We start from the raw sequence: 21,973 nt of genomic DNA on the forward strand, positions 1-21,973 counted from the left end.
CGCGCGCTCTTTCGCGATTGCGTGCGAAGGCGCACCATGGACCGATGACGGAACCACTGGCGCTCGCGTCGAAGCGTGGGCGTTGGGTTGTCGCCGCCACCGTTCTCGGCTCGAGCATGGCTCTCCTCGACGGCACCGTCGTCAACATTGCTCTTCCTCACATCGGTGAAGAACTGGGTTCCGGTGTCGCCGGACTGCAGTGGACGCTCAGCGGTTACACCTTGGCCTTGGCGTCGCTGATTCTGCTCGGGGGAGCCCTCGGTGATCGTTGGGGTCGGCGACGGGTATTCGTGTGGGGGACGGTCTGGTTCGCGGTCGCGTCGTTGCTGTGCGGAATTGCACCGGACATCACGTTTCTGGTGATTGCACGAATCCTGCAGGGAGTGGGAGCTGCGCTCTTGACACCTGGCAGCCTTGCCATCATCTCCGCGTCACTTCGTGAGGAGGACCGCGGCGCGGCAATCGGATTGTGGTCGGGTTTAGGTGGTGTTGCCGGCGCCATCGGACCGCTTTTCGGTGGTTGGCTGGTGGAAGTGGCGGGATGGCGATCGGTATTCCTGCTCAATATCCCGCTGGCGATCGTCGTGGTGTGGGCAGCGGTGCGCCATGTACCGGAGAGCCGCGACCCGCATCCGCCCGAGCACCTGGACGTGGTCGGATCTGCCTGCGCAGTAGTCGGTCTCGGCGCACTGACGTACGGGCTGATCGAGGTCAACCCGATAGTCGGGCTGATCGGAGTGATCGCGCTCTGCCTGTTCGTTGTGGTGGAACGACGCTCACCGAGTGCCCTTGTGCCGCCGTCCCTGTTCCGCTCGCGGATGTTCGTCGCGGCTAATCTGGTGACCCTTGCGGTCTATGCGGCGCTGGGCGGTGTGTTCTTCCTGCTCGTGCTGCAACTGCAATTGGTTGCCGGGTACTCGCCGGTGGCTGCCGGCGTCGCAACGGTACCGATCACCTTGGCATTGCTGCTGTTGTCTTCGCGCGCGGGCAGTTACGCGCAGACGCACGGACCGCGGTTGCCGATGACGGTCGGGCCCGCCGTTGCCGCGGTGGGGTTGGTGTTGATGACGCGGATCGGCCCGGATGCGTCGTACCTGACCGTCGTGCTGCCGGGAGTTCTGGTGTTCGGGCTCGGCCTGGCGGTGATGGTCGCGCCGTTGACCGCCGCGGTGCTTGGTTCGGTACCGGTGGAGCAGTCCGGAATCGCATCCGGTGTGAACAATGCCGTTGCTCGCACGAGCCAACTTCTTGCCGTCGCGGCCTTGCCTGCCCTCGTGGGTATCGACGCCGAAAGTCTGGTCGATCCGACGAGTTTCTCCGACGGGTTCCGGTACGCGATGTACATCTGTGTGGCACTGCTGTTGGTCGGTGCAGCGATCGCCGCGACGCTGATCCGAACTCCGACAGTAGAGCCTGTTCAGGAAGCGGATTCGGTTGCCTGCAAGCCGCATTGTGATCTGACGGGACCTGCAGTGCAACCGAATCCGATGAGGGACTAGACGCTGATGTCGCGATCGCGGCTGGGCACCAAGGGAATTGCTGCGGCGGGAAATGCCGCGACTATCGCGAAGGCGAGCGGGTAGCCGACCGCGCCGATCAGCGCACCGACCACCGGGCCCACTGCTGACGCGGCAATGAACTGCCCGGTGTTCTGTGCGCCCAATGCTTTTCCTTGCCATTTCGGCCCGGCAGCTTCGGCCACGGAAGTGAATGCCAAACCGTTGTCGGCGACGCTGATAGTGGTTGCCAGCAGCAGGATCAAGGCGGGAACGCCCCAAGGCGCTGCGCCGGCTGCCGCCATTGCCAACATGACCGCAGACGCGGAGACGGCAACCAACCGCAGCGGGCCTACTCTGCTTCCGGCGCGATCACTCCAGATGCCGACAACGATGCGTCCGAGTGCACCCACGAACTGGGAGATCCCGATCAGGAGCCCAGCGGGCGCAGCGTCCCATCCTTGCTCGCTGATCAGCCAGACCAGACCGAATGTCGAGAGGGTGAACTGCGGAAACACCAGCAGTGCCGAGACGACGTGAATGCGCCATAGGAACCAGTTCGAGCGATAAGGATTTACCGTTTCGACCGGGATGTCTGTGGGCCGCGCCGCCGGCCGCGGGGGATTGATCAATGCGACGGCGCAGATCAGGGCGAGAACGCCGTTGAGAGCTACCGACAGTCCGACGGCCGAACCGATTCCTACGTTCGCAGCGAGAGTCGGGATGGTCAGCGACGCGATGGTCACGCCCAGGGGCTGTGACATCTGCCGGATTCCCATCGCGAGGCCGCGCCGATCCTTGGGAAACCAGCCGACCACAACACGTCCACTGGCAGCGTTGGTGCTCGCCGCAGCCATTCCGCCCAGCAGAAATGCGATCCCGAGGAGGGTGTAGTTGTCGGTGGTGGTCGCGGCCAGCGCGGCGATCGCCGTCAGGCCGAGCCCGATGGAGATGACCCATTTCTCGCCGAATCTGTCAGCCATCGCTCCCCACGCCACCAGCGTGAGAACCATGCCGAAAGTGGGTGCAGCGGCCAGAGTTCCGGCCTGCGTCAACGAGAGGCCGTGCTCGGAATGCAGCAGCGGGATCAAAAAGGCGGGGGTGCTGACGAAGACGGTGCCTGAGGCCTGGGCTGCGACGCCGATTCCGAGCATCGTCCACGCCTTCGGGGAGACGGCCGTCTTTTCCAGCCGCGACGCCTGCGTCATGGTGCCCTCCGATCTCTACGCTGTTCGACGATGCCGACGCTACTCGCGTGGTTTCACATGTTGAAACCAGAATCCCACTATTTGGTCGAACGCGGACGGTTCAGGGTGCGAAGTGCCCACCCCTTTTCGAGCGAACGGTACGACGATCGCCTTGGGTGCGCCGAAAGGTACGTTCGCTCGGGAAGGGTTCAGCGACGGGGCAGGCGAACCGTGAAGACCGTGCGACCATCCACCTGGTCGACGCCGATGGTGCCGCCGTGCAGGTGCACGTTCTCGACGGCGAGCGAGAGTCCGAGTCCGCTGCCCTCGCTGCGTCCGCGCGCGGTGTCGACCTTGTAGAACCGCCGAAAGATCGCCTGCCGGTCTTCGGGTGAGATGCCGGGGCCGTGGTCGACGACGGTGATGACGGAGAAACCGGATTCGACGCTCAACTCGACGCGAACCGGGGGCGCTCCGTGGCGCAGTGCATTGCCGACGAGGTTGGCGACGACAATGTCGATCCGACGCGAATCGACTCTGGCGCTGACACTTTCGGGTGCGCGCAGTTCGACGGTGTCTGTCCATCCGCGGCTCTCGAGTGTGCGCTCGGTCAATTCGACGAGGTCGACGTCGTCGAGGACGAGGTGCGCTTGCTGAGAGTCGTGGCGAGACATTTCGATGAGGTCTTCGACAAGTCGAGTGAGCTTGCCGATCTCACTGCTCACGATGCGCGCGGCAGCGGCGGCGTCGGGCGGAAGATTGGGGATCTCTTCACGGAGGATCTCACTGACCGGCACCAGTGCTGCGAGCGGCGTCCGGAGCTCGTGGGAGACGTCGGCGACAAACCTTCTCGACTGCTCTTCCGATTCTTCCAGACCTCGGATGACCGCTTCGTTGCGAGCGACCATGTTGTTGAACGTTGTTGTGACCTGGGCGAGTTCGGCTACTCCGTCTTCGGGGAGTCGGACGCTGAGGTCGCCGTCGGCAGCGCGGGCGGCCGCCTTGTCCAGGCGTTTGAGCGGACGGACAAGCGTCGACGCGATCCATAGCCCGAGTAGTCCGCTCACCAACACACCGGCGGCGAGGGTGAGGCCGACAGCTCGAAGCAGGTCGTCGAACTTGTCCTGCACTCCTACCAGCGGCCGGATGGTGACGGCTTTGACCAATGTCTCGTTGTCGTAGCTGTCGTCCGCGCTCATGTCCACGACATTGACGGACATTCCCAACATGATGCGCTGGGAGTCGAGCCTCTCGAAACGGATCAGCTTCGGACTGTCCAAACCTTCGTCGAAGCTGGGCGGAATGGTCGCCGCATCCACGGATCCTTGACGGATGACTTCGCCGTCGACGATCAGCGTCATGTCGGACTGGAAGATCTGTTGGAGGTTGGCAGGCGTCAACTCGTCTACCGGTGTTCCGTTGACGTATTGCAGTTCGTCGCGAAATTGTGCGGTCGCGACATCCTGAGCGTTGGAATAGATCCACGACCGCGCCATGAACGAGACGACACCCGCGGTTGCCCCGGCGATGATCACGACGATTGCGATGAACACGAGCACGAGCCTGGTTCGCAGACCGTCGACCTGAAGCCAGGTCGGTCTCATCGGGCTGGGCTGGTGTTGAAGCGATACCCGAACCCGCGCACCGTTTCGATGACGGTCGGTGCGGCCGGGTCGTCCTCGATCTTTCCGCGCAGCCGCTGCACTGCTGCATCGACGATTCTGGAATCACCCAGATACTCCTGGTCCCAGGCTGCGGACAACAACTGTCGGCGGCTCAGGACCTGTCCGGGGTTCTCGGTCAGCGCCAGGATCAGTCGGAGTTCGGTCGGGGTGAGGGTCAGCAGCATCCCGGCCTTGCGGACCTGCAGCGACGACCGATCCAATTCCAGGTCGCCGAACGTCTCTGCACCCGGCGTCGCATCCGGGCGCGTCGTTGCGGGTGCCGAGCGCCGCACGACGGCTTTGATACGAGCGTCGAGGACGCGCGGACTGGCCGGTTTGACGACGTAGTCGTCGGCACCGGCTTCCAGGCCGGCGACGGTGTCGATGTCGTCGGACCGAGCGGTCAGAATGATGATCGGGATCGAACTTCGGGTGCGGACACGTCGGCAGATCTCGTAACCGTCGGCACCCGGCAGCCCGAGGTCGAGTAGGACGAGGTCCGTGGCACCCAGGGCGTCGTCGAAATCACCGTTACCGTCGGGGCGATGGCTGACGTCGTGCCCGAGTCGGTTCAGTCCCAACGTGATTGCCTCGGCCACGGCTGGATCGTCTTCTATGAAAAGAATGCTCACCATGAGCTCACCTTGGACTCGCCATGATCAGGGGCCTTCTGCGGTCGGAGAAATCTCGGTCAGCCAAGGGTACAGGGGTCACACTCGCGAGAGTCGCTCGTTGCCTGAGTCTGCCAGCACCGCATGCCGGGCGACGCTGGTGTTCAACGGAAATGCCGACACAGCGAGGGTGTAGCAGCCGACGAGCAGTAGTGCACCGATCACGTCGCTCGGGCGGTGCCATTGCAGCACGACTACCGAGATCGCGGTTCCGATGGTGATCAGCGCACCGTTGACCGCAACGACCGCCCGCCACCTCGAGGGCGTGACGATCACGATCGCGCAGACCAGAGCAGCTATGGCCGTCAAAGTGCCGCTGGGGAAGGAATTGTGCATCACCAGACCGTTCAGGTCCGGTCGATCCAGCGATTGTTTGAGAACCCAGGCCGTCGTGATGGGACCGAGGGTCACGACGACGACGCGTAAAGCTAGCGCAATCGGGTTGTTGCGCAATGTGATCATGAGCGCCACGAGCACTCCTCCCACTATCAGTATCGGGGTGACGAGGCCGATGAACTCGGCGGAGAACACGCTGAGGCGTTCGGAGGTGGCCGCGCCCACCATGAGTTGTTGGTCGACGATCTGACCACCGGTCGTGTTGACCGCCAATTCGAATTCGACGACTCCGAGGATCAAGAGTGCCAGTGCGGCAATCAGTCTCGCTGGTTTGACTCGTGTCATGATCAGCCTTCCGCTCTCTCGTCCGAGGGGTTGCTCAGTTGTGGCGGGCATTCCCCGCCAGGAGTGGTTGCCAATTCGAAATGCCACATCTCGTTGGCGTAGGTCTGGCAGAGGCCGTAATCGCTGCCGTGCTGAATGAGCCAGTCGTCGGCGTCGGTCGGTCCGATGTCGACGGCCTGTCCACTGACATGCTTGGACAGGCTCGGCGAGTGCACCCACTTGGACGCTTCGTCCACGCTGCCGTACTTGACGACGGCTTCGTCGAACAGTCGCTGTTGGTATGCCGCGGACCGCCAACCCGACGTGACGTGCATGTCCACGCCGGATGCCTGTGCGTCGGCCGCTGCCGACTGGAGCGCCGCGAGCAGTGCGGAATCGAGACGGGCAAGCGCTGGCACATGAGTGTCCTGCAAGCTGATGCCGTCCTCGATCTCGCCGCCTGAAGGTCCTGAATCAGGCTGAGTGGCAAGGTAGTTACCGCTCTTCGGTTGTGCTTCTTCTGTGTACGAGCAGGAGCTGAGCGCGACCGCACCGAGCACGACTGCACCGAGTGCGACGAAGCGGATGATTCCGCGGTGGCTGGGCATACAACAGAGACTTCTCGGTCAGTGTCACCGGCAGGTGGTCACCGTTCGTCGACGGTGTCACGGTCTGCAACAGCTCTGTAACAGGACGGAACGGGGCTGGTGAGCGCGCGCTACGCGGGGCGCGGGATCGACGCGAAAGTCGACAGCTCGAACCACGATGGCAGGCTACGACGCAACGCAGTAGGCCCAGAGATGGTGACGTCACCGGACCGTATGGCGTCCGACCAGGTCAGGTTACCTCGCCAGATCTCGGTCATCTGTCGCAAGCCCGCAGAGACCGACACTGCAACGTCGAAACCCGGATCGATATCGCACATGTCCACCTCACCGGAATTGATGACGAGCCACCAGTTCCGCGAATGTCCACGTACTCCGGAGAATGCGAAGTGCACCACGGTCTTGCCTTCAGGCACCACGGAATGATCCACGCGGCGATGCATGTCCCACAGCAGCAGCTTCGGATCCAGATCTTCGTCGCCCAGTTCACCGATCCACCTGGTACCCCAGATGCCGAGAGCTTCGACCACAGGGCGCAGTTCGCGGCCGGCGTCGGTCAGACGATAGCTGACGACACAGTCGGTTTCTTCTCGCTCCACGATGCCGGCGACCGCGAGTTGGTGAAGCCGGGTCGAGAGCAGAGTCGGTGACATTCGCGGGAGCCCGCGGCGGAGATCGTTGAAATGTTCGCTTCCCATGATCAGTTCGCGGAGGAGAAGCAGTGTCCACCGCTCGTCGAGTAGCTCCATCGCCTTGGCGACGGGGCAGAACTGGTGGTACGAGGACCCCATCTCTCGATCGTAGGCCTCCGGGGTGCTCCGGTACAGATTTCGTACTGGAGAGGAGCGAACCGTCGTCGTAGCGTCGGAGTAACGGCATGAACGCTGTCGGGCTCCGAGTACGAAAATTATTGAAGGAGAACGGTAATGAGTGAATCAACGGGGACTCTCGGGTTGGACCGGGAGCTGAAGGCCAAGCACCGGGCAATGTGGGGGCTCGGTAACTATCCGGCGGTGGCGACGCAGGTCATCGCGGAACTCGGACCTGTATTGGTGCGTGAATGCGGCGTGCAGAAAGGAGATCGGGTGCTCGACGTCGCGGCGGGGTCCGGCAACGCCGCCATTCCGGCGGCTGCGCTGGGTGCGCAGGTGATCGCCACCGACCTGGCTCCCGAACTGTTCGTGGCAGGACGGGAGGCCGCGGCGCTCGCGGGTGTCGAACTCGATTGGCAGGAGGCCGATGCCGAGGCTCTTCCGTTCGGCGACAACGAGTTCGACGTAGTGCTCTCGTGCGTCGGTGTGATGTTTGCCCCGCATCATCAGCGCGCCGCGGACGAACTTTTGCGAGTATGCCGACCCGGCGGAAAGATCGGAGTGCTGAGTTGGACTCCGACGGGATTCATCGGCGAGATGTTCAAAACGATGAAGCCGTATGCACCGCCGCCGCCTCCTGGTTCGCAGCCGGCGCCTTTGTGGGGCGACGAGAACCATGTTCGGGATCTGCTCGGCGATGTTGCCGCGAGGAAAGACGTACTTCGTGTGGACACATTCAGCGGGCCGGAAGATTTCCGCGATTTCTTCAAGAAGAATTACGGCCCGACCATCGCGGTGTACCGGAACATCGCCGGCGATCCTGACCGCACGCAGGCGCTCGATCGCGATCTGCTCGAGTTGGCAAAGAAGTACGGCAGCGGAAGCGAGCCGTTCGTGATGGAGTGGGAGTACCTGCTTCTCACCGCGACACCCGATGAGGGCGGTGCATGATGACGACGGTCGAGTTCGCGCCACTGAAATCGGCGATCACGGGTTCTGTGTTCAGCCCCCGAGATCCGGAGTACGACGACGCCAGGTCGATCTGGAACGGGCAGATCGATCATCGTCCGGCGGTGATCGCCAGGTGCCGGTCGGCGTCGGATGTGTCTGTGGCACTTGCATTTGCCAGAGCCCATTCGTTGGAGGTTTCGGTCAGAGGTGGTGGGCATTCCTACCGAGGTACATCGGTGTGTGAGGGCGGTGTGATGATCGATCTCAGTGCGATCAACGTAGTCAGTGTCGCCCCGTCCGCGAAGCGAGCCAGGGTCGGTGGTGGTGCGACGATTGCCGACCTCGACGCCGCGACGCAGGAACACGGATTGGCAGTGACCGGTGGAGTGATCAGTGATACCGGCGTCGGTGGCCTGACCCTCGGCGGCGGCATGGGGTGGTTGACGCGCACGCTCGGCCTGGCGATCGACAATCTGGTGTCGGCAGAGGTGGTGCTCGCCGACGGTTCGATCGTGCGGGCCTCCGAGAACGATCACAGCGACTTGTTCTGGGCGCTGCGCGGCGGCGGCGGAAACTTCGGAGTGGTCACCGAGTTCGAGTACCGTCTGAGCGAGATCGGTCCGGAAGTGCATCTGGGACTGTTCTTCTGGGGGATGGAGGACGGACCCGCAGCGCTTCGTCTGTGCCGCGAAGTGGTGCCTGCCCTGCCGAGAAATGCCGGAGCGATGGTTGCCGTCGGTTTGTCCGCGCCTCCGGCACCGTTTGTTCCGGATCAGTTTCACCTGCTGCCCGGATACGCGTTGCTGGTAGCCGGTTTCGGATCGGAAGAGGAACACTCGAACGCGATTGCGCCGATTCGAGAGGGCGTGCCGACGCTGTTCGAGTTCGTCACCCCGCTCCCGTACATCGGTTTACAGTCGATGCTCGACGAATCGGAACCATGGGGTGCATACGCCTATGAGAAGGCCTTGGACCTGGTGGATTTCTCCGACGACGTGATCGATGTTCTGACCGAGCAAGCGGGCAAGAAATCGTCGCCGATGTCCTTCATGCCGATCTTTCCGCTGCAGGGAGCTTTCACCTCCGTCGGCGAGGACGACACTGCGTTCGGTGGTTCTCGCACACCACATTACGTGTGCAACATGACGGCTACGGCCACCGATGCCGGGACACTGGAATTGGATCGATCGTGGGTGCGTGAGACCTGGGAAGCCTTGCGTCCGTTCTCGTCCAATCAAGGCGGGTACGTCAACTTCATGACCGATGTCGACGAGGACCGAGTGCGAGCGTCCTACGGTGCGGCGAAGTACGCGCGATTGTCCGCCGTCAAGGCGAAGTACGACCCGGACAACGTGTTTCACCTCAACGCAAACATTCTGCCCGCGTAGAGCGTCCGGTCAGGCCGTGAACACCAGGATGACGACGATCAGTGCGGCCAAGATGATGACGGCAACCATGCCTGTCATGGCGAGGGGAGCCCAAGCCACTACCTTGTCGCGGGTGCTGGCATCGGCGGGGCCGGTCGGTATCCGCGGCGGCCAGGAGAACATGTCCATGGGGCTGGGAACGTTCCGCAGTGGCGTGTTCTGTTGCACTGCAGGCAGTCCGGTGATCGTGGAGCCGGTCAGGCGATTGCGGCGGTGTGGGTCGGCGAGTTGTGTGGTGCGGTGAGCCCACGCCGGCACGGCGCCTTCGGACGAGTAGACGGGAGCGTCGATCAACTGCTCGATCGTGCCACCGCCCGTCGCGGCTGCAGCGAGCGCGTCGCGTGCCTGAGCCATCGTCGGCCGACGGGTGGGGTCCGGCTCGAGGAGCTGAAGGAGAACGTCGGTGAGCGGTCCGGACTTGGTGGGTCGGTAGATCTCGGCCTTGGCGACACGATGCAGTAGAGCGATGGCGTCCGAGTCGATGCCGAAGGGCGGTTGACCCTCGATCACCGTGTAGAGCGTCGACCCGAGTGAGAAGACGTCACTGGCCTCGGTGGGATCGTCGCCGCGGGCAACTTCGGGTGCAAAGTACGCGGGAGTGCCGGTGATGACCTCGTCCTGGGTGTCGGATACGTCGCTCTTTGCGCGGGCGATGCCGAAGTCACTGATCTTGACGGTGCCGAGAGACTTGCCTCGGTCGGCGATCAGGATGTTGCCGGGCTTGATGTCGCGGTGGACGATGCCGGCGGCGTGCGCCTCGGTGAGTGCCGCAGCGATCTGCGCGCCGATCTGCGCGACCTCCAGCGGTGGCAACGTGTCGGCCAGGTTCATCGCCTGGGCGAGGCTGCGGGCGGGGAAGTACTCCATGACCAACCACGGTTCACCGGACTCGATCGCGACGTCGTACATGGCGATGGAGTGGGGGTGGGTGAGCTTTGCGGCGTTCCTGCCTTCGCGCAATGTACGTTCACGGACCTCTTCGGCCGTTTCGGTGTCGAGGCCTTCCGTGCTTGTGACCTGTTTCACCGCGACGTCACGGCTGAGGAGGGTGTCGCGGGCCAGCCAGACGGCGCCCATGCCTCCGTCGCCGATCTTGGAGCGGAGTCGGTACCGCCCCGCCAGCAGGTATTCGGGCCCGATGCCCCTCCCGGTCTGCTCCTGAGCTGTCACATCTCAAGGTTAATGGATTGATGCCACTGTGACGCTCGAGGCTCCTGTGAACTGGGTTTTTTGCTCTGCTTGACGTGTCGGGGGTGACACGGTTTACTGAAAACAGTTCGAAAATATGTTCGAAATTGCTGTTCGTTGGATGCATGTCAGACCCGACTTCCCCGCGGTTTGCCGGCTGGTTATGGATTGCTGCCGAGTGAGTTTTTCCGGTGTTCCGGAGGATGGGGATGACCGAGGTGACCGAGTTGGTGGAGCTGTCGGCAGATGCGGCGGGGTTGTCCCGTCAGGATCGGCTGGCACAGCTCCGCCGACAGATCGCGTCCATTCCCTCTCGCGGCGATACGTCGTTTTCGGGACCGAGTGTTTCCGTGGCTGGTGTTTCCGGGACAAGTGCAGCAGCCTTCGAGAGTGTTGCCGACCGGGACATACCGGTCGTGAACCGCGCGCACAAGGCTGGTGTTCTCCCAGTGCCGGAAGGTATCGGGGCATTGCTACCGCAGGGCGGTTTGGTGCGCGGAACCGTGGTGTCCGTCGAGGGCGCTGCTTCCTTGCTCTTGGGATTGGTCGCGTCCGTGACGGCGTCCGGGGGGCATGTGGCAGTCATCGGGCAACCTCGACTGGGATTGCTGGCGGCGTACGAGATGGGTGCGCAACTGGAACGTCTGGCGCTCATTCCGGCGCCTGGGCCGGATCCGGTCGAGATCGCTGCTGTGCTGCTTGACGGTATGGATCTGGTGATTCTGGGATTGGCGGGTGCGTCGGTATCCCCGTCGCGTGCGCGAGCGGTGGTGGCGCGCGCCCGGAGCAAGGGCTCGACTCTTGTTGTCACCGAAGGTCACTGGGACGGGGCCGAAGTTCGGTTGGACGCTCGGGTTCATGGTTACGGTGGGTTCGGTCAGGGCCGTGAGTTGGGGCGTGGTCGGCTCAGTTCCCTGAGCCTCGCGGTTCGTGCTCGGGGGCGCTCGTTCCAGCCCCGGACCACGCGTCTGGACATCTGTAGTGCAGCCGGGCGGGTCGAGTGGGTACCTTCCCGGCCGGTCGAGGCCGTGTCGGAGCAGGTGGTGTCGGAGCAGGTGGTGTCGTCGCGGGTGGTGTCGTCGCGGGTGGTGTCACTGTGAGCAGAGTTCTGGCGTTGTGGTGCCCGGACTGGCCGGCGGTGGCAGCGGCAGCGCTTGCCGATCTTCCTGCCACGCATCCTGTCGCGGTCACCTCGGGTAATCGGGTGATCGCATGTTCGGCGACGGCCCGCGCGGAGGGAGTGCGACGAGGCCTGCGCCGACGCGAGTCGCAGGCCCGCTGCCCGGAACTGTATGTGGCGATGGCAGATCCGGAACGCGACGCCAGATTGTTCGAGCCGGTCGCCGCGGCCATCGATGCGGTGGCACCGGGCGTCGAGGTACTCCGTCCCGGTTTGTTGGTGCTCAGTGCGCGAGGTGTCAGTCGGTACTTCGGTTCGGAGGAAGCCGCGGCGGAACGATTGGTGGATCAGGCATCTGCTGCGGGCGTCGAGAGTCAGGTGGGTGTGGCGGATCAACTGTCCACAGCGGTCATTGCCGCGCGCCGGGCAGCGCTGGTGCCGCCGGGGGAGGGGGCACGGTTTCTGGCGCCGCTACCCATGCCGGAGTTGGCGGCAGAGCCCAGTCTGTCTGCGCCGCATCGCGGGGAGTTGGTGGATCTGCTGCGCAGGCTCGGGATCAGAACCATCGGTGCTTTCGCGGATTTACCGGCAGTGGACGTCGCTTCGCGTTTCGGGGCCGATGCGGTGCTCGCGCATCGTGCGGCGCGCGGTGAACCCGAGCGGCCACCGTCGGCGCGGACGCTTCCGCCGGATCTGGAAGTGGAGCAGCATTACGATCCGTCGATCGAGCGGGTGGATGCCGCAGCGTTTGCCGGGCGCGCCTTGGCGAGTCTCCTGCACGACAAATTGTCGGCTGCCGCAGTGGCGTGCACCCGCCTGTCGATTTCGGCCAGCACGGGCAACGGTGAAAATCTTTCTCGGACTTGGCGTTGCGCCGAACCTCTGACACCGGAGGGAACGGCCGATCGAGTGCGATGGCAACTGGACGGCTGGCTCACCGGGCGCAGTGAGACCCGGCCGACCGCAGGCATAGCGGTGTTGCGTCTGGAACCGGTGGAGGTGGTCAGTGCCGGCGCTTTGCAGTTGGGGCTTTGGGGCGGTGTCGGCGACGAGGAGGAGCGGGCCAGGCGAGCATTGGTGCGCGTGCAAGGTCTTCTGGGCGGCGAATCGGTTCAGGTCGGTGTCCTGAGCGGTGGTCGAGGGCCCTCGGAGCGAATTACCCTGTTGCCCTTGGGTGACGAGCGGGTAGCTGCTCATGATCCGACAGCCCCGTGGCCTGGTCGTCTGCCGCAGCCGTCTCCGGGGTCGATCTTCGTCGACAATCCCAAGGTATGGCTGGAGGATGTGGCCGGCAACGCCGTGTACGTCACTGAGCGCGGTGTCTTCAGCTCGCAGCCGGGAAGGCTGAAGTGGGGGAGCAAGGAATGGGCAGTGCAGGGATGGGCCGGGCCCTGGCCGGTGGACGAGCGATGGTGGGACGCAGCCTCGGCGCGCACGGCCGCGCGGGCTCAGGTGCTGTTGGAAGAATCGCGGGCGTTGCTGATGATCTGTGAAGGCGGTGGATGGTCGGTGGAGGGCGTGTACGAATGAGCTCGTAGGTACAGCCAGCTGTACCGGACATGGTCGAGTCGACTGTACGAACAGTAGGGGCGCTGGCGCCATCGCACCGACGCCATCGGGCGCCTAGCGTTGATGACATTCAAAAACTCACTGTTGCAATGATTCTCGTCGTTGCAACTCTTCGCGAGGAGTGTCATGAAAACGGCGGGTCGAGCTGACGTTTCCGGAACCGATCGACTTCACTACGAGCCGATGGAGCTACGCGACGCACAACTTCTGGCGTACGACGAGACCGGCGAAGGCCGGATCGTGGAGGTGTTCGGCGATGTCGCCACCGCCGAGCACATCATGATCTTCGTGCCGGGCAACGACAACGGACTGGGAAACTACTTCGACGAGAACCGTCCGACAGGACCACGCGCGAGCGGATGGACACTGGGAAGGATGCTCCGAACGCTCGGGCCGAACGACCGCGTCGCGGTGATCGTGTGGGTCGGTTATCGGACGCCGTGGGGATTTCTCGAGTCGTTCTCCCGGACACTTGCAGAACTTGGTGCGATAGATCTGGCGCGGTTGACTCGTATCCTGCCGCGATCGGCGCATGTGACGCTCGTCGGACACAGCTACGGGGCCGTGGTGTGCGGACTCGCTCTCCCGTCGGCGCGAGTGGACGATTGCGTGGTGCTGGGTAGTCCGGGGATGGGGACCAGTTCGCGCGAAGACCTGTGCTTTGCCGGAAATCTCTGGGCTGCGCTTGGTCCGTCGGACTGGATCCGCTACTTCCCACGCGTGAAGATCGGCCGCATCGGGCACGGCCCGTCTCCAGTTCGGGCGCAGCACGGAGCCATTGTTTTCGGTACCGGTGCCGTTCGAGGGCATTGCGGCTACTTCGCCGATGCAAGCGAGTCGCTGCGAAACATCGCGAGGATCGGACTCGGTCGCTACGACGAGGTCACGCGACCAGGGGAGTTGCAGCCTCGGCTGACCGCGTCAGCAATCCGTGAGGACGGGTCTATCCTGGGAACTCGTGAGTGTCGCTAACGTACGAAGTGCCGGCGGGGTCCAGATCAGCTACCGCGATTCCGGCTCGCATCCCAGTGTGGCCGATCTGCCTCCGGTAGTCCTCGTGCACGGGATGGGCGGCGACAGCGGTACCTGGGACAAGTTCGCGCGGACCTTGCGATCACGCAACCGGCGAGTTGTCTCGGTCGACCTTCGCGGCCACGGCCGGAGCGCTCGTGCGTCGTCGTATCTGTTCGAGGAGTTCGCGGACGACGTCATGGACGTGTGTGATCATCTCGAACTCGAGCAGGTGGATCTGGTCGGCCACTCGCTCGGCGGGCACGCGGCGTCGTTGATCGCGCAGAAACGTCCCACTGCGGTGCGGAAGTTGGTCATCGAGGAAGCGCCGTTACCACTACGTGCGGGTGACCCGGAACAGGTGTTCGCGAGGAAATTGCCGAGTGTCCCAGAACTGTGGCATGCCACAACAAGTTTGGTGCGGCATCCGCGAGCCGCGTTGACGTTCGATCGCTCGATGACGCGGTCCGCGCTCGAGCAGTTCCGCCGGCCGGATCCGCAGTGGTGGGATCGGTTGCCGCTCATCGAGGCTGACATGTTGTTCCTGCGTGGAGGTCTGGGCGGGATGGTGGATCCTGTTCGCCTCGACGCTGTTGCAGCCACCGTCGCACGCTGCGAATTGGTCTCTTTCCGTACCGGCCACAGTGTCCACCGCGACGGTCATCGCCAATTCGAATCCGTTGTGTTGCCGTTCATTTCCTGAAAGCGCAATACTTGATCGGTGATGCCACGAACCCATCCGAAACGTGTGTGGCACCGAATGTACTTCCATGCATACCAACGGCAACGACTGGTCCGCACACGAATACGTCGACGCGGTAGCACGATCCGTTCACGGTGAGACAGTTCGATGGCCGCAGGGTCCGAGCACGGATGCGGTGATCGTTCTCCCCGTTCATGCCCGAAACCATCCGGGGAAGAACGCAGTTCTGCTCTGGAATCACGACTTCGGTTGGTCGTGGGGCGTCGAGGAGGCTGATGTGCGAAGGACGATTTCGATAGTCGACACTCTCGGCATCGGCCGGACACCGGATCCGCTGCGCTGTGCGGATCGGGTAATCGAGCTGATCAGTCAGGCGGTTTGCTCGAGCATGTGTAGCGAAGAGTGATTCGGTCAACTCTGGGGCGACAACGCCTCCGAGAGGACGACGCACGTGAACCCAGAGAACGTTCCAGCCTCGCATTGTCATTCATTGCCGCGCCGGACGTTCCTCGGTGGCGTCGGTGCTCTTGTCCTCGCCGGAGTGGCAGACGTCGCAACCGGCGCGGTGAGCGCGGCGTCGGTACAAGCAGCACCCGCCGATCGGTTTCCGCAGAAACCCAACATCGTTGTCATCGTCACCGATCAGGAACGCCGGCCGATGTACTGGCCCCAAGGCTGGGCTGAACAGAATCTGCCCAACCGCAAGAGGATTGCCGATCACGGGCTGAGTTTCGACCAGGCAGTGTGCAACACCGCGATGTGCTCGCCCAGTCGCAGTACGTTCTTCACCGGCCTCTACCCCGCGCAGCACGGGGTCACCAGAACGCTCACCGAAGGTGGCACTGTCTCACCCACCGAGCCACAGTTGCAGGTCTCCGAACAGAACATGGCAAAGCTGCTGGCGTCGGCCGGCTACAACGTCCAGTACCGGGGGAAATGGCATCTGAGCAAAGGCGTCGAGGGTGGTGATCCGACAAGCGAGGACGTGGCAGGATTCGGCTTCGAGGGGTGGATTCCGCCGGACGCGGGCCAGGACACCAATCCGGATCACTTCGGTGGCGGGTGCGCAGACCATGATCGCCGTGTCGCCGAGGAAGCTGTCGAGTTTCTCTCCGGACCCGCAGTCGCATCCGGACAGCCTTGGGCGCTGATCGTCTCGTTCGTGAACCCGCACGATGTCCTCGCGTACCCCCAGACGTGGAACGCGATGAACGGCACGTGCGACAACTACGGATCGGACGCGCCGGGCGCCTTCGAGCAGGGTATCGACTTGCCGCCCACCTTCGACGAGATCCTGGCGCTCAATCACAAACCGACAGCCCAGGTTCAGTCGGAACTGCTGTTGGCAGCCGGTCTCGGGCCGCTGCTCGGACCCGATCAGGCGCGCAACTACATCAACTTCTACGCCTATATGCACAAAGTGGTCGACGAACACATCGGCAGCGTGCTCGACGCGATCGAAGCCACTCCACAGATGCTCGACGACACGGTGATCGTTCGGATGTCCGATCACGGGGAGATGGGGATGAGCCACGGAGGTTTGCGGCAGAAAGTGTTCAACGCCTACGAGGAAACGCTGCGCGTTCCACTGGTCATCAGCAACCCCTTGCTGTTTCCCGAACCCGTTCGCACCGACGCCCTGGCGTCGTTGATCGACGTGATGCCCACTCTCGCCACGCTCGCCCAAGCGCCTGCGCGTCAATCGTGGAACTTCTTGGGTACCGATCTGACACCGGTCATCGTCGACGCCGCCGCTTATCCGCAAAGTCCCAGCGCGCAGGTTCAGGACACGATTCTGTTCACCTACGACGATCAGAACTGTGCGACGCCCGACGGTCAGAACATCGTCACGCAGCCCAACCACATTCGGTGCATACGCGAGAGCCGCTGGAAGTACACGATGTACTTCGATCCTGCGGGAGTTGCTGCGCCGCAATACGAACTGTACGACTTACAAGCCGACCCCTTGGAACTGAACAATCTCGCCAATCCGCTCAACATCGGTTCGTATCGGCCGGATCTGGCAGCTCAGATGAACGCCAAGCTCTTCGCAGTGATGGAGACCAAGGGTGTTTCCCTGAAGGAATAGATCGAATTTCGTCAAAACTGATTCACGTTTCAGTTCTGCGGGCATGCTGGTGGGGCATCTGTCTTCGGTTCGGGAAGAAGGAATGTCATGACTGTCACCTCGCCGGGGCGAGAAGGTTTCAGTTCTCTTCGGTCGGGAGGGTTGAACTGGGATTCGTTCCCACTCCGATTGTTCACCAAGGGAAACGCCAAATTCTGGAACCCAACCGACCTCGATTTTTCGCAGGATGCCCGTGACTGGCAGGAGCTGACCAGCGAACAACAGCGCAGCGCCACCTTCCTGTGTGCGCAGTTCATCGCCGGTGAAGAAGCCGTCACCGAAGACATTCAACCGTTCATGAAAGCAATGTCGACCGAGGGACGATTCGGCGACGAGATGTACTTGACGCAGTTCTGTTTCGAGGAAGCCAAGCACACCCAGGTGTTTCGGCTGTGGATGGACGAAGTGGGATTGACCAGTGACCTGCATTCCTACGTCGCTGACAATCCGTACTACCGGCAACTGTTCTACGAGGAGCTGCCGTCGTCGCTACGCATTCTCGAGACAGACCCCAGCCCGGTCAACCAGGTGCGTGCCAGCGTCACGTACAACCACGTCATCGAGGGCAGTCTGGCGCTGACGGGTTACTACGCCTGGCAGAAAGTTTGTGCGACGCGCGGAATCCTCCCTGGCATGCAGCAATTGGTGCGAAAGATCGGTGACGACGAACGACGGCACATGGCTTGGGGGACGTTCACCTGCCGAAGGCACGTCGCCGCCGACGATCACAACTGGGACGTCGTCCAGCAGCGGATGGGTGAACTCATGCCCATGGCCCTCGGAATGATCAACTGGGTCAACGATCAATTCGAGGTGCAGCCGTTCGGTTTGGACAATCAGGAGTTCCTCGAGTATGCCGCAGACCGTGCACAGCGCCGACTTTCGGCGATCGAGTCTGCACGCGGGCGCGACGTCGCCGAGATCGACCTCGACTATTCGCCGGAGACCCTCGAGGAAAAGTTCGGGGCAGAAGATGCCGCTGCGATGAGTGAGGCGGCCAAATGACTGCGAATTCTATTGGGGCCAAGCCGAGTTCTGGATGACCTCGACAAAATCGATGTGCCGAAATCCCGGCACGAAATGTTCGAGTACGTCAGCGTTCACCGTCCCGAACGTGCTTTCGGGACGGTGCTTGAAGCCGTCGGTGAAGGCCTTCAAGATCTGATTCTTGAAATCCGGACGGGGGTGGGCCGCGGTGACGGCGTCGATGTCGGCCTGGTCGAGTTCGCTGTATCCGATTCCGAGTACATCGGTCTCCACACCCGCTGTCACCAAGGCGATTTCGGGCTCCAGCCGCGAGGGGACCTCGGGCGTCGTATGTAGAGCGATGCCTTCCCACACTTTGCGGATGTCGGTTTCGTCGACTTCGTAGCCGGTGAGGAATCGCCGCGCTTCGTCCGCGCTGTCCAATTCGAATCGCGCCGTACTGTCCCGGAATTTCTCGGTGAGCCCCAGGTCGTGAAACATGGCGCCGACGTAGAGCAATTCGGGGTCGGCGTGCAGTCCCAAACGCGCGCCTTGCAGCGATCCGAAGAGGAAGACGCGTCGCGAGTGGTGAAACAGTAACTCGGACGCCGTATCTCGGACGAGTTCGGTGGCGTCGGCAGCCATCTTCGAATCGGGGATTTTCACACCGGCAATGATCGTGTTCATCGGTACCTGCTCTGCTCGTCGCTGCTGCGAATTTCTCGGTCTGTCCCAGTGTCGGTCGAGCACGCACGCGAGCGCACCCTGATCTCGGCCATACTGTCCACAGATCAGGACGAAGGGGAGCGATCGTGACCGCAGTGCATCGAGTTGCCGTCCTGGTGTTCGACGGCGTCAAACTGCTCGACGTCGCAGGTCCGAGTGAGGTGTTCGCAGAGGCCAATCGCGGCGGAGCGAACTACGAGTTGGTGATCTGCTCGGTAGGTGGACACGATGTCGACTCGTCGACCGGCATGCGCATTCCGGTCGACTGTGACGTCGCAGATTCCGGTTCCTTCGACACGTTGCTGGTCATGGGTGGCGACGTGTTCCCGTCGATGCCGGTGAGTCCGGAATTGCGTGAGGCAGCGAGCGATCTGGCGAGACGTTCAGGTCGGGTTGCCTCGATCTGTACCGGGACATTCATCCTGGCGGCGAGTGGACTGCTCGATGGACGCCGCGCAACGACGCATTGGCAACACACGGCAACGCTGGCGCGCGCCTATCCGCAGATCACGGTAGTTCCCGACGCCATTTTCATCCAGGACGGCACGGTGTTCTCGTCTGCGGGTGTGACCGCCGGGATCGACCTCGCGCTCGCATTGCTCGAGCGAGATCATGGTGCAGAAATGGCCCGACGTGTCGCACAGCTTCTGGTGGTATTTCTCCAACGTCCAGGTGGGCAGTCACAGTTCTCGCCGTCGTTGAGCGGGCCGCGGCCCCGGGTGCCCGCGCTTCGCGCAGTGGTCGAGGCGGTGGCCGCCGATCCGGCGGGGGAGTACTCGGTCGACGAACTGGCTGCCCTGGCGCACCTGAGCCCACGGCATCTGACGAGGCTCTTTCGGGAAGAACTCGGTACGACGCCGGCCAAATACGTCGAGTTGATCCGTTTCGACTCCGCGAAAGCGCTCCTCGATGCCGGCCACTCGGTGACCGAAGCCGCGCAATTGGCGGGATTCGGCAGTTCGGAATCCCTACGACGAGCATTTTCCACGCATCTCGGAATCTCGCCGCAGGTGTACCGCCGTCGTTTTCAAGCTTTCGGCTGAGACTGACTTTCGTGCTTGCCTTGCGGCGGGCTCATGCCCTGCTTGTCGAGCCAGGCAAGGCTGTAGTCCGCGATCTCACGCCAGCCGTGGTCGATGGTCAGCGAGTGACCTCGATCGCCGAAGACCTTGTATTCGTTGATCGTCGGGGCCTTGGCGTACTTCTTGAACGAGCTGTCCGAACTGGCTTTCGGGACTGTGCGATCCTTGCCGCCGCCGATCATCAGGAGTGGCCCGCGGCGGGCGTTGAAATCTACTGCAGCGGGGCTGTGGGGCGCGAAGTTGGCGAGTGCTGCCTCGAACAACGGCCGACCAGGGGCGGGAATCGCATACTGCTCGAACAATGCGTCGGACTCGTCCTTGGACACGGCGCTGGCAAAGGATTTGTGGAACGACTCTCTGTTGTGTGAGTACGCCTTCCGGTAGTTCCCGGGGTTGGACAGGACCGGGAAAACACTGCCCAGTTGAACGAGGGGAAGTTTCAACACCCCTTTGGGCTGAGCCGGGTCGATGGCAATTGCCGCGGTCGCCAGCTTCTGGCCCAGAAGTTTCTGCGCGATCAAACCTCCGAACGAATGCCCCACCACGATCGGTGGTTCGTCGAGATCGGCTATCACCTTGGCGTAGTGATCCGTCACGTCCTCGATGCCGTGTCCCGCGATGTCTTCCGGGTGTTCACGCGTCTCACCCACGGTCGACGCGTCCCCTGGCCATCCCGGCGCCATTGTGGAGTACCCCTGCGCGCTGAAAACCTGCGCCCAGGGGTCCCAGGTGGTCGGGTGCATCCAAAGTCCGTGGATGAACAGAACAGTCGGGTTGGACTTGGGCGACATGCGCGCTCCCCGCTATCGGACCGATGATCGATACGGGATGCCCGCTTTTTACAACCTCATTCACATTTTCGGCGAGCTCTTCCGTCGGGCCGTTCCGTTCTGTTGTGCGAAGATGGCACGATCGTGGCATGGCACCAACTGGATCTGCGAAGGCGATGGCACTGTGGACCACCGCTTTTGTTGTCTCACAAGCGAATATTGCTCGCCTACTCGGGCCGGTGGCTCCCAAAGTATTGGAAGTGCAGACGGCGTTCTCCGCTCGCCGGTACGTCGAGATCTTGGACTCCATGGACGACGAGGCCACGGCACGATTTCGTAGTCACTACTACCCCGACTTCGTACATCCCGCGATCTACGCGATGGCTTTGCGGTCAGCGGGCACGAGGCTCGGGGAGCGGGTTCCCCTTTCCCCGGCAACTCGGCGCGCCCTTGCCGTAGTGCCGGTACTGTCGGCGGCCGGCGACTACGTCGAGAACGTGGTCGGACTCCATTTCCTCGATCATCGCGACAGGATCACCGACTCGAGGGTTCGCGCCGCTTCGACCGTCAGTATTGCCAAATGGGTGCTCGCACTCGGAACTCTCGGATATTTGTCGCAGGGTTTTGTCAGAGTATGGGTATCGCGAAAATGAGGAGCACTGATGGCAGTCGAACTCGGCACCGAATACTTCGCTGACGGAGAAGAGTTCCGTCGATGGCTGTCCGAGAACCACGAGTTGGTCCCCGGCCTTTGGCTGAAAATGGCCAAGAAGACCTCGTCGCACAGTTCGATCGACTACGACCAAGCGTTGGACGTTGCCCTGTGCTTCGGCTGGATCGACAGCCTCGCACGGCGAATCGACGACGATTTCTTCGTACAGAAGTTTTCGCGACGCACCGCGCGGAGTCCGTGGTCCAAACGCAACGTCGAGATAGTCGCCCGCCTCGACGCTGCGGGACTTCTCGAGCCTTCCGGCATCGCCGAGATCGAGAAGGCCAAGGCCGACGGTCGATGGGATCGCGCGTACGAGGGATCAGCCAAGGCCGAGGTACCGAAAGACTTTCTCGATGCGCTCGCGGAAAACCCGAAGGCTCGTGAGTTCTACGCGACGCTCAATTCCACCAACCGATTCACCATCGCGTACCGACTGCAGGAGGCAAAGCGTCCGGAGACGCGAGCCAGGCGGATCGAGAAGTTCGTGAACCAGCTTGCGGAGGGCAAGAAGTTCTATTGAGC

The 21,973-nt window shown here is 62.7% G+C and carries 22 protein-coding genes; 13 read left to right on the top strand and 9 right to left on the bottom strand.

The window, feature by feature from the left end; all coding sequences use genetic code 11:
* Positions 1 to 44: 44 nt before the first annotated feature.
* Positions 45 to 1,499: an MFS transporter gene (locus ACVZUB_RS09640; RefSeq protein ID WP_042449833.1), complete on the top strand. Its 1,455-nt coding sequence runs from the start codon at positions 45 to 47 to the stop codon at positions 1,497 to 1,499.
* Here the strand turns inward: ACVZUB_RS09640 and ACVZUB_RS09645 are convergent.
* The 6 genes from ACVZUB_RS09645 to ACVZUB_RS09670 form a co-directional block, all read right to left on the bottom strand.
* The gene (locus ACVZUB_RS09645) at positions 1,496 to 2,704 is read right to left on the bottom strand and encodes an MFS transporter (protein WP_063316690.1); all 1,209 of its coding nucleotides are present in this window, start codon (positions 2,702 to 2,704) and stop codon (positions 1,496 to 1,498) included. The genes ACVZUB_RS09640 and ACVZUB_RS09645 overlap by 4 nt on opposite strands.
* 188 nt (positions 2,705 to 2,892) lie before the next feature.
* Positions 2,893 to 4,287 (bottom strand): sensor histidine kinase, encoded by a 1,395-nt coding sequence (locus ACVZUB_RS09650; protein WP_003940854.1) that lies wholly within the window; start codon positions 4,285 to 4,287, stop codon positions 2,893 to 2,895.
* Positions 4,284 to 4,982 (bottom strand): response regulator transcription factor, encoded by a 699-nt coding sequence (locus ACVZUB_RS09655; protein ID WP_065455179.1) that lies wholly within the window; start codon positions 4,980 to 4,982, stop codon positions 4,284 to 4,286. The genes ACVZUB_RS09650 and ACVZUB_RS09655 overlap by 4 nt, the downstream gene beginning before the upstream one ends.
* 75 nt (positions 4,983 to 5,057) lie before the next feature.
* Entirely contained in the window at positions 5,058 to 5,699 is a 642-nt protein-coding gene (locus ACVZUB_RS09660; protein WP_047270193.1) for a phosphatase PAP2 family protein, read from the bottom strand.
* 2 nt (positions 5,700 to 5,701) lie between these two features.
* Positions 5,702 to 6,286: a M15 family metallopeptidase gene (locus tag ACVZUB_RS09665; RefSeq protein WP_003940687.1), complete on the bottom strand. Its 585-nt coding sequence runs from the start codon at positions 6,284 to 6,286 to the stop codon at positions 5,702 to 5,704.
* A gap of 110 nt (positions 6,287 to 6,396) precedes the next feature.
* On the bottom strand, positions 6,397 to 7,074 hold the full coding sequence (locus tag ACVZUB_RS09670) for a winged helix-turn-helix transcriptional regulator (RefSeq protein WP_003940889.1): 678 nt from the start codon (positions 7,072 to 7,074) through the stop codon (positions 6,397 to 6,399).
* A gap of 135 nt (positions 7,075 to 7,209) precedes the next feature.
* Here ACVZUB_RS09670 and ACVZUB_RS09675 point away from each other — a divergent pair, with 135 nt between their 5' ends.
* Positions 7,210 to 8,046: a class I SAM-dependent methyltransferase gene (locus tag ACVZUB_RS09675; protein ID WP_007727495.1), complete on the top strand. Its 837-nt coding sequence runs from the start codon at positions 7,210 to 7,212 to the stop codon at positions 8,044 to 8,046.
* Positions 8,043 to 9,434, top strand: a complete 1,392-nt coding sequence (locus ACVZUB_RS09680; protein ID WP_003940869.1) for an FAD-binding oxidoreductase — start codon at positions 8,043 to 8,045, stop codon at positions 9,432 to 9,434. The genes ACVZUB_RS09675 and ACVZUB_RS09680 overlap by 4 nt, the downstream gene beginning before the upstream one ends.
* 9 nt (positions 9,435 to 9,443) lie before the next feature.
* Here the strand turns inward: ACVZUB_RS09680 and ACVZUB_RS09685 are convergent, their stop codons facing one another.
* The gene (locus tag ACVZUB_RS09685) at positions 9,444 to 10,643 is read right to left on the bottom strand and encodes a serine/threonine-protein kinase (RefSeq protein WP_003940952.1); all 1,200 of its coding nucleotides are present in this window, start codon (positions 10,641 to 10,643) and stop codon (positions 9,444 to 9,446) included.
* Between the two features lie 227 nt (positions 10,644 to 10,870).
* Between ACVZUB_RS09685 and ACVZUB_RS09690 the strand changes: the two genes are divergently transcribed.
* The 7 genes from ACVZUB_RS09690 (at position 10,871) to ACVZUB_RS09720 (ending at position 18,197) form a co-directional block, all read left to right on the top strand.
* The gene (locus ACVZUB_RS09690; protein WP_081557619.1) at positions 10,871 to 11,761 is read left to right on the top strand and encodes a hypothetical protein; all 891 of its coding nucleotides are present in this window, start codon (positions 10,871 to 10,873) and stop codon (positions 11,759 to 11,761) included.
* Positions 11,758 to 13,311 (top strand): DNA polymerase Y family protein, encoded by a 1,554-nt coding sequence (locus ACVZUB_RS09695; protein ID WP_003940966.1) that lies wholly within the window; start codon positions 11,758 to 11,760, stop codon positions 13,309 to 13,311. The genes ACVZUB_RS09690 and ACVZUB_RS09695 overlap by 4 nt, the downstream gene beginning before the upstream one ends.
* Before the next feature lie 165 nt (positions 13,312 to 13,476).
* Complete coding sequence (locus ACVZUB_RS09700; protein WP_054188134.1) at positions 13,477 to 14,322, top strand: alpha/beta hydrolase; 846 nt, start codon at positions 13,477 to 13,479, stop codon at positions 14,320 to 14,322.
* Positions 14,309 to 15,064, top strand: coding sequence for an alpha/beta fold hydrolase (locus tag ACVZUB_RS09705; RefSeq protein WP_030535116.1), 756 nt, complete (start codon positions 14,309 to 14,311; stop codon positions 15,062 to 15,064). Before ACVZUB_RS09700 ends, ACVZUB_RS09705 begins: the two co-directional genes overlap by 14 nt.
* 67 nt (positions 15,065 to 15,131) lie before the next feature.
* Positions 15,132 to 15,470, top strand: a complete 339-nt coding sequence (locus tag ACVZUB_RS09710) for a DUF6292 family protein (protein ID WP_064443375.1) — start codon at positions 15,132 to 15,134, stop codon at positions 15,468 to 15,470.
* Between the two features lie 45 nt (positions 15,471 to 15,515).
* Positions 15,516 to 17,153: a sulfatase family protein gene (locus tag ACVZUB_RS09715; protein ID WP_064443376.1), complete on the top strand. Its 1,638-nt coding sequence runs from the start codon at positions 15,516 to 15,518 to the stop codon at positions 17,151 to 17,153.
* 87 nt (positions 17,154 to 17,240) lie between these two features.
* Positions 17,241 to 18,197, top strand: a complete 957-nt coding sequence (locus ACVZUB_RS09720; protein ID WP_003940790.1) for a R2-like ligand-binding oxidase — start codon at positions 17,241 to 17,243, stop codon at positions 18,195 to 18,197.
* Positions 18,198 to 18,206: 9 nt separating this feature from the next.
* Here ACVZUB_RS09720 and ACVZUB_RS09725 read toward each other — a convergent pair whose 3' ends face one another.
* A complete protein-coding gene (locus ACVZUB_RS09725) occupies positions 18,207 to 18,845 on the bottom strand; it encodes an HD domain-containing protein (RefSeq protein WP_007727481.1) in 639 nt (212 codons plus the stop codon).
* A gap of 125 nt (positions 18,846 to 18,970) precedes the next feature.
* Between ACVZUB_RS09725 and ACVZUB_RS09730 the strand changes: the two genes are divergently transcribed.
* Complete coding sequence (locus ACVZUB_RS09730) at positions 18,971 to 19,927, top strand: GlxA family transcriptional regulator (protein WP_007727480.1); 957 nt, start codon at positions 18,971 to 18,973, stop codon at positions 19,925 to 19,927.
* On the opposite strand, the gene ACVZUB_RS09735 is transcribed toward ACVZUB_RS09730, so the two are convergent.
* Positions 19,912 to 20,757: an alpha/beta hydrolase gene (locus ACVZUB_RS09735; protein WP_003940761.1), complete on the bottom strand. Its 846-nt coding sequence runs from the start codon at positions 20,755 to 20,757 to the stop codon at positions 19,912 to 19,914. The two genes, ACVZUB_RS09730 and ACVZUB_RS09735, sit on opposite strands and share 16 nt — an antisense overlap.
* Positions 20,758 to 20,885: 128 nt before the next feature.
* Between ACVZUB_RS09735 and ACVZUB_RS09740 the strand changes: the two genes are divergently transcribed.
* Positions 20,886 to 21,389 (top strand): hypothetical protein, encoded by a 504-nt coding sequence (locus ACVZUB_RS09740; protein WP_042449832.1) that lies wholly within the window; start codon positions 20,886 to 20,888, stop codon positions 21,387 to 21,389.
* Between the two features lie 9 nt (positions 21,390 to 21,398).
* A complete protein-coding gene (locus ACVZUB_RS09745; RefSeq protein WP_042923448.1) occupies positions 21,399 to 21,971 on the top strand; it encodes a YdeI/OmpD-associated family protein in 573 nt (190 codons plus the stop codon).
* Positions 21,972 to 21,973: the final 2 nt, after the last annotated feature.

The organism is Rhodococcus sp. OS5 (assembly GCF_056837585.1).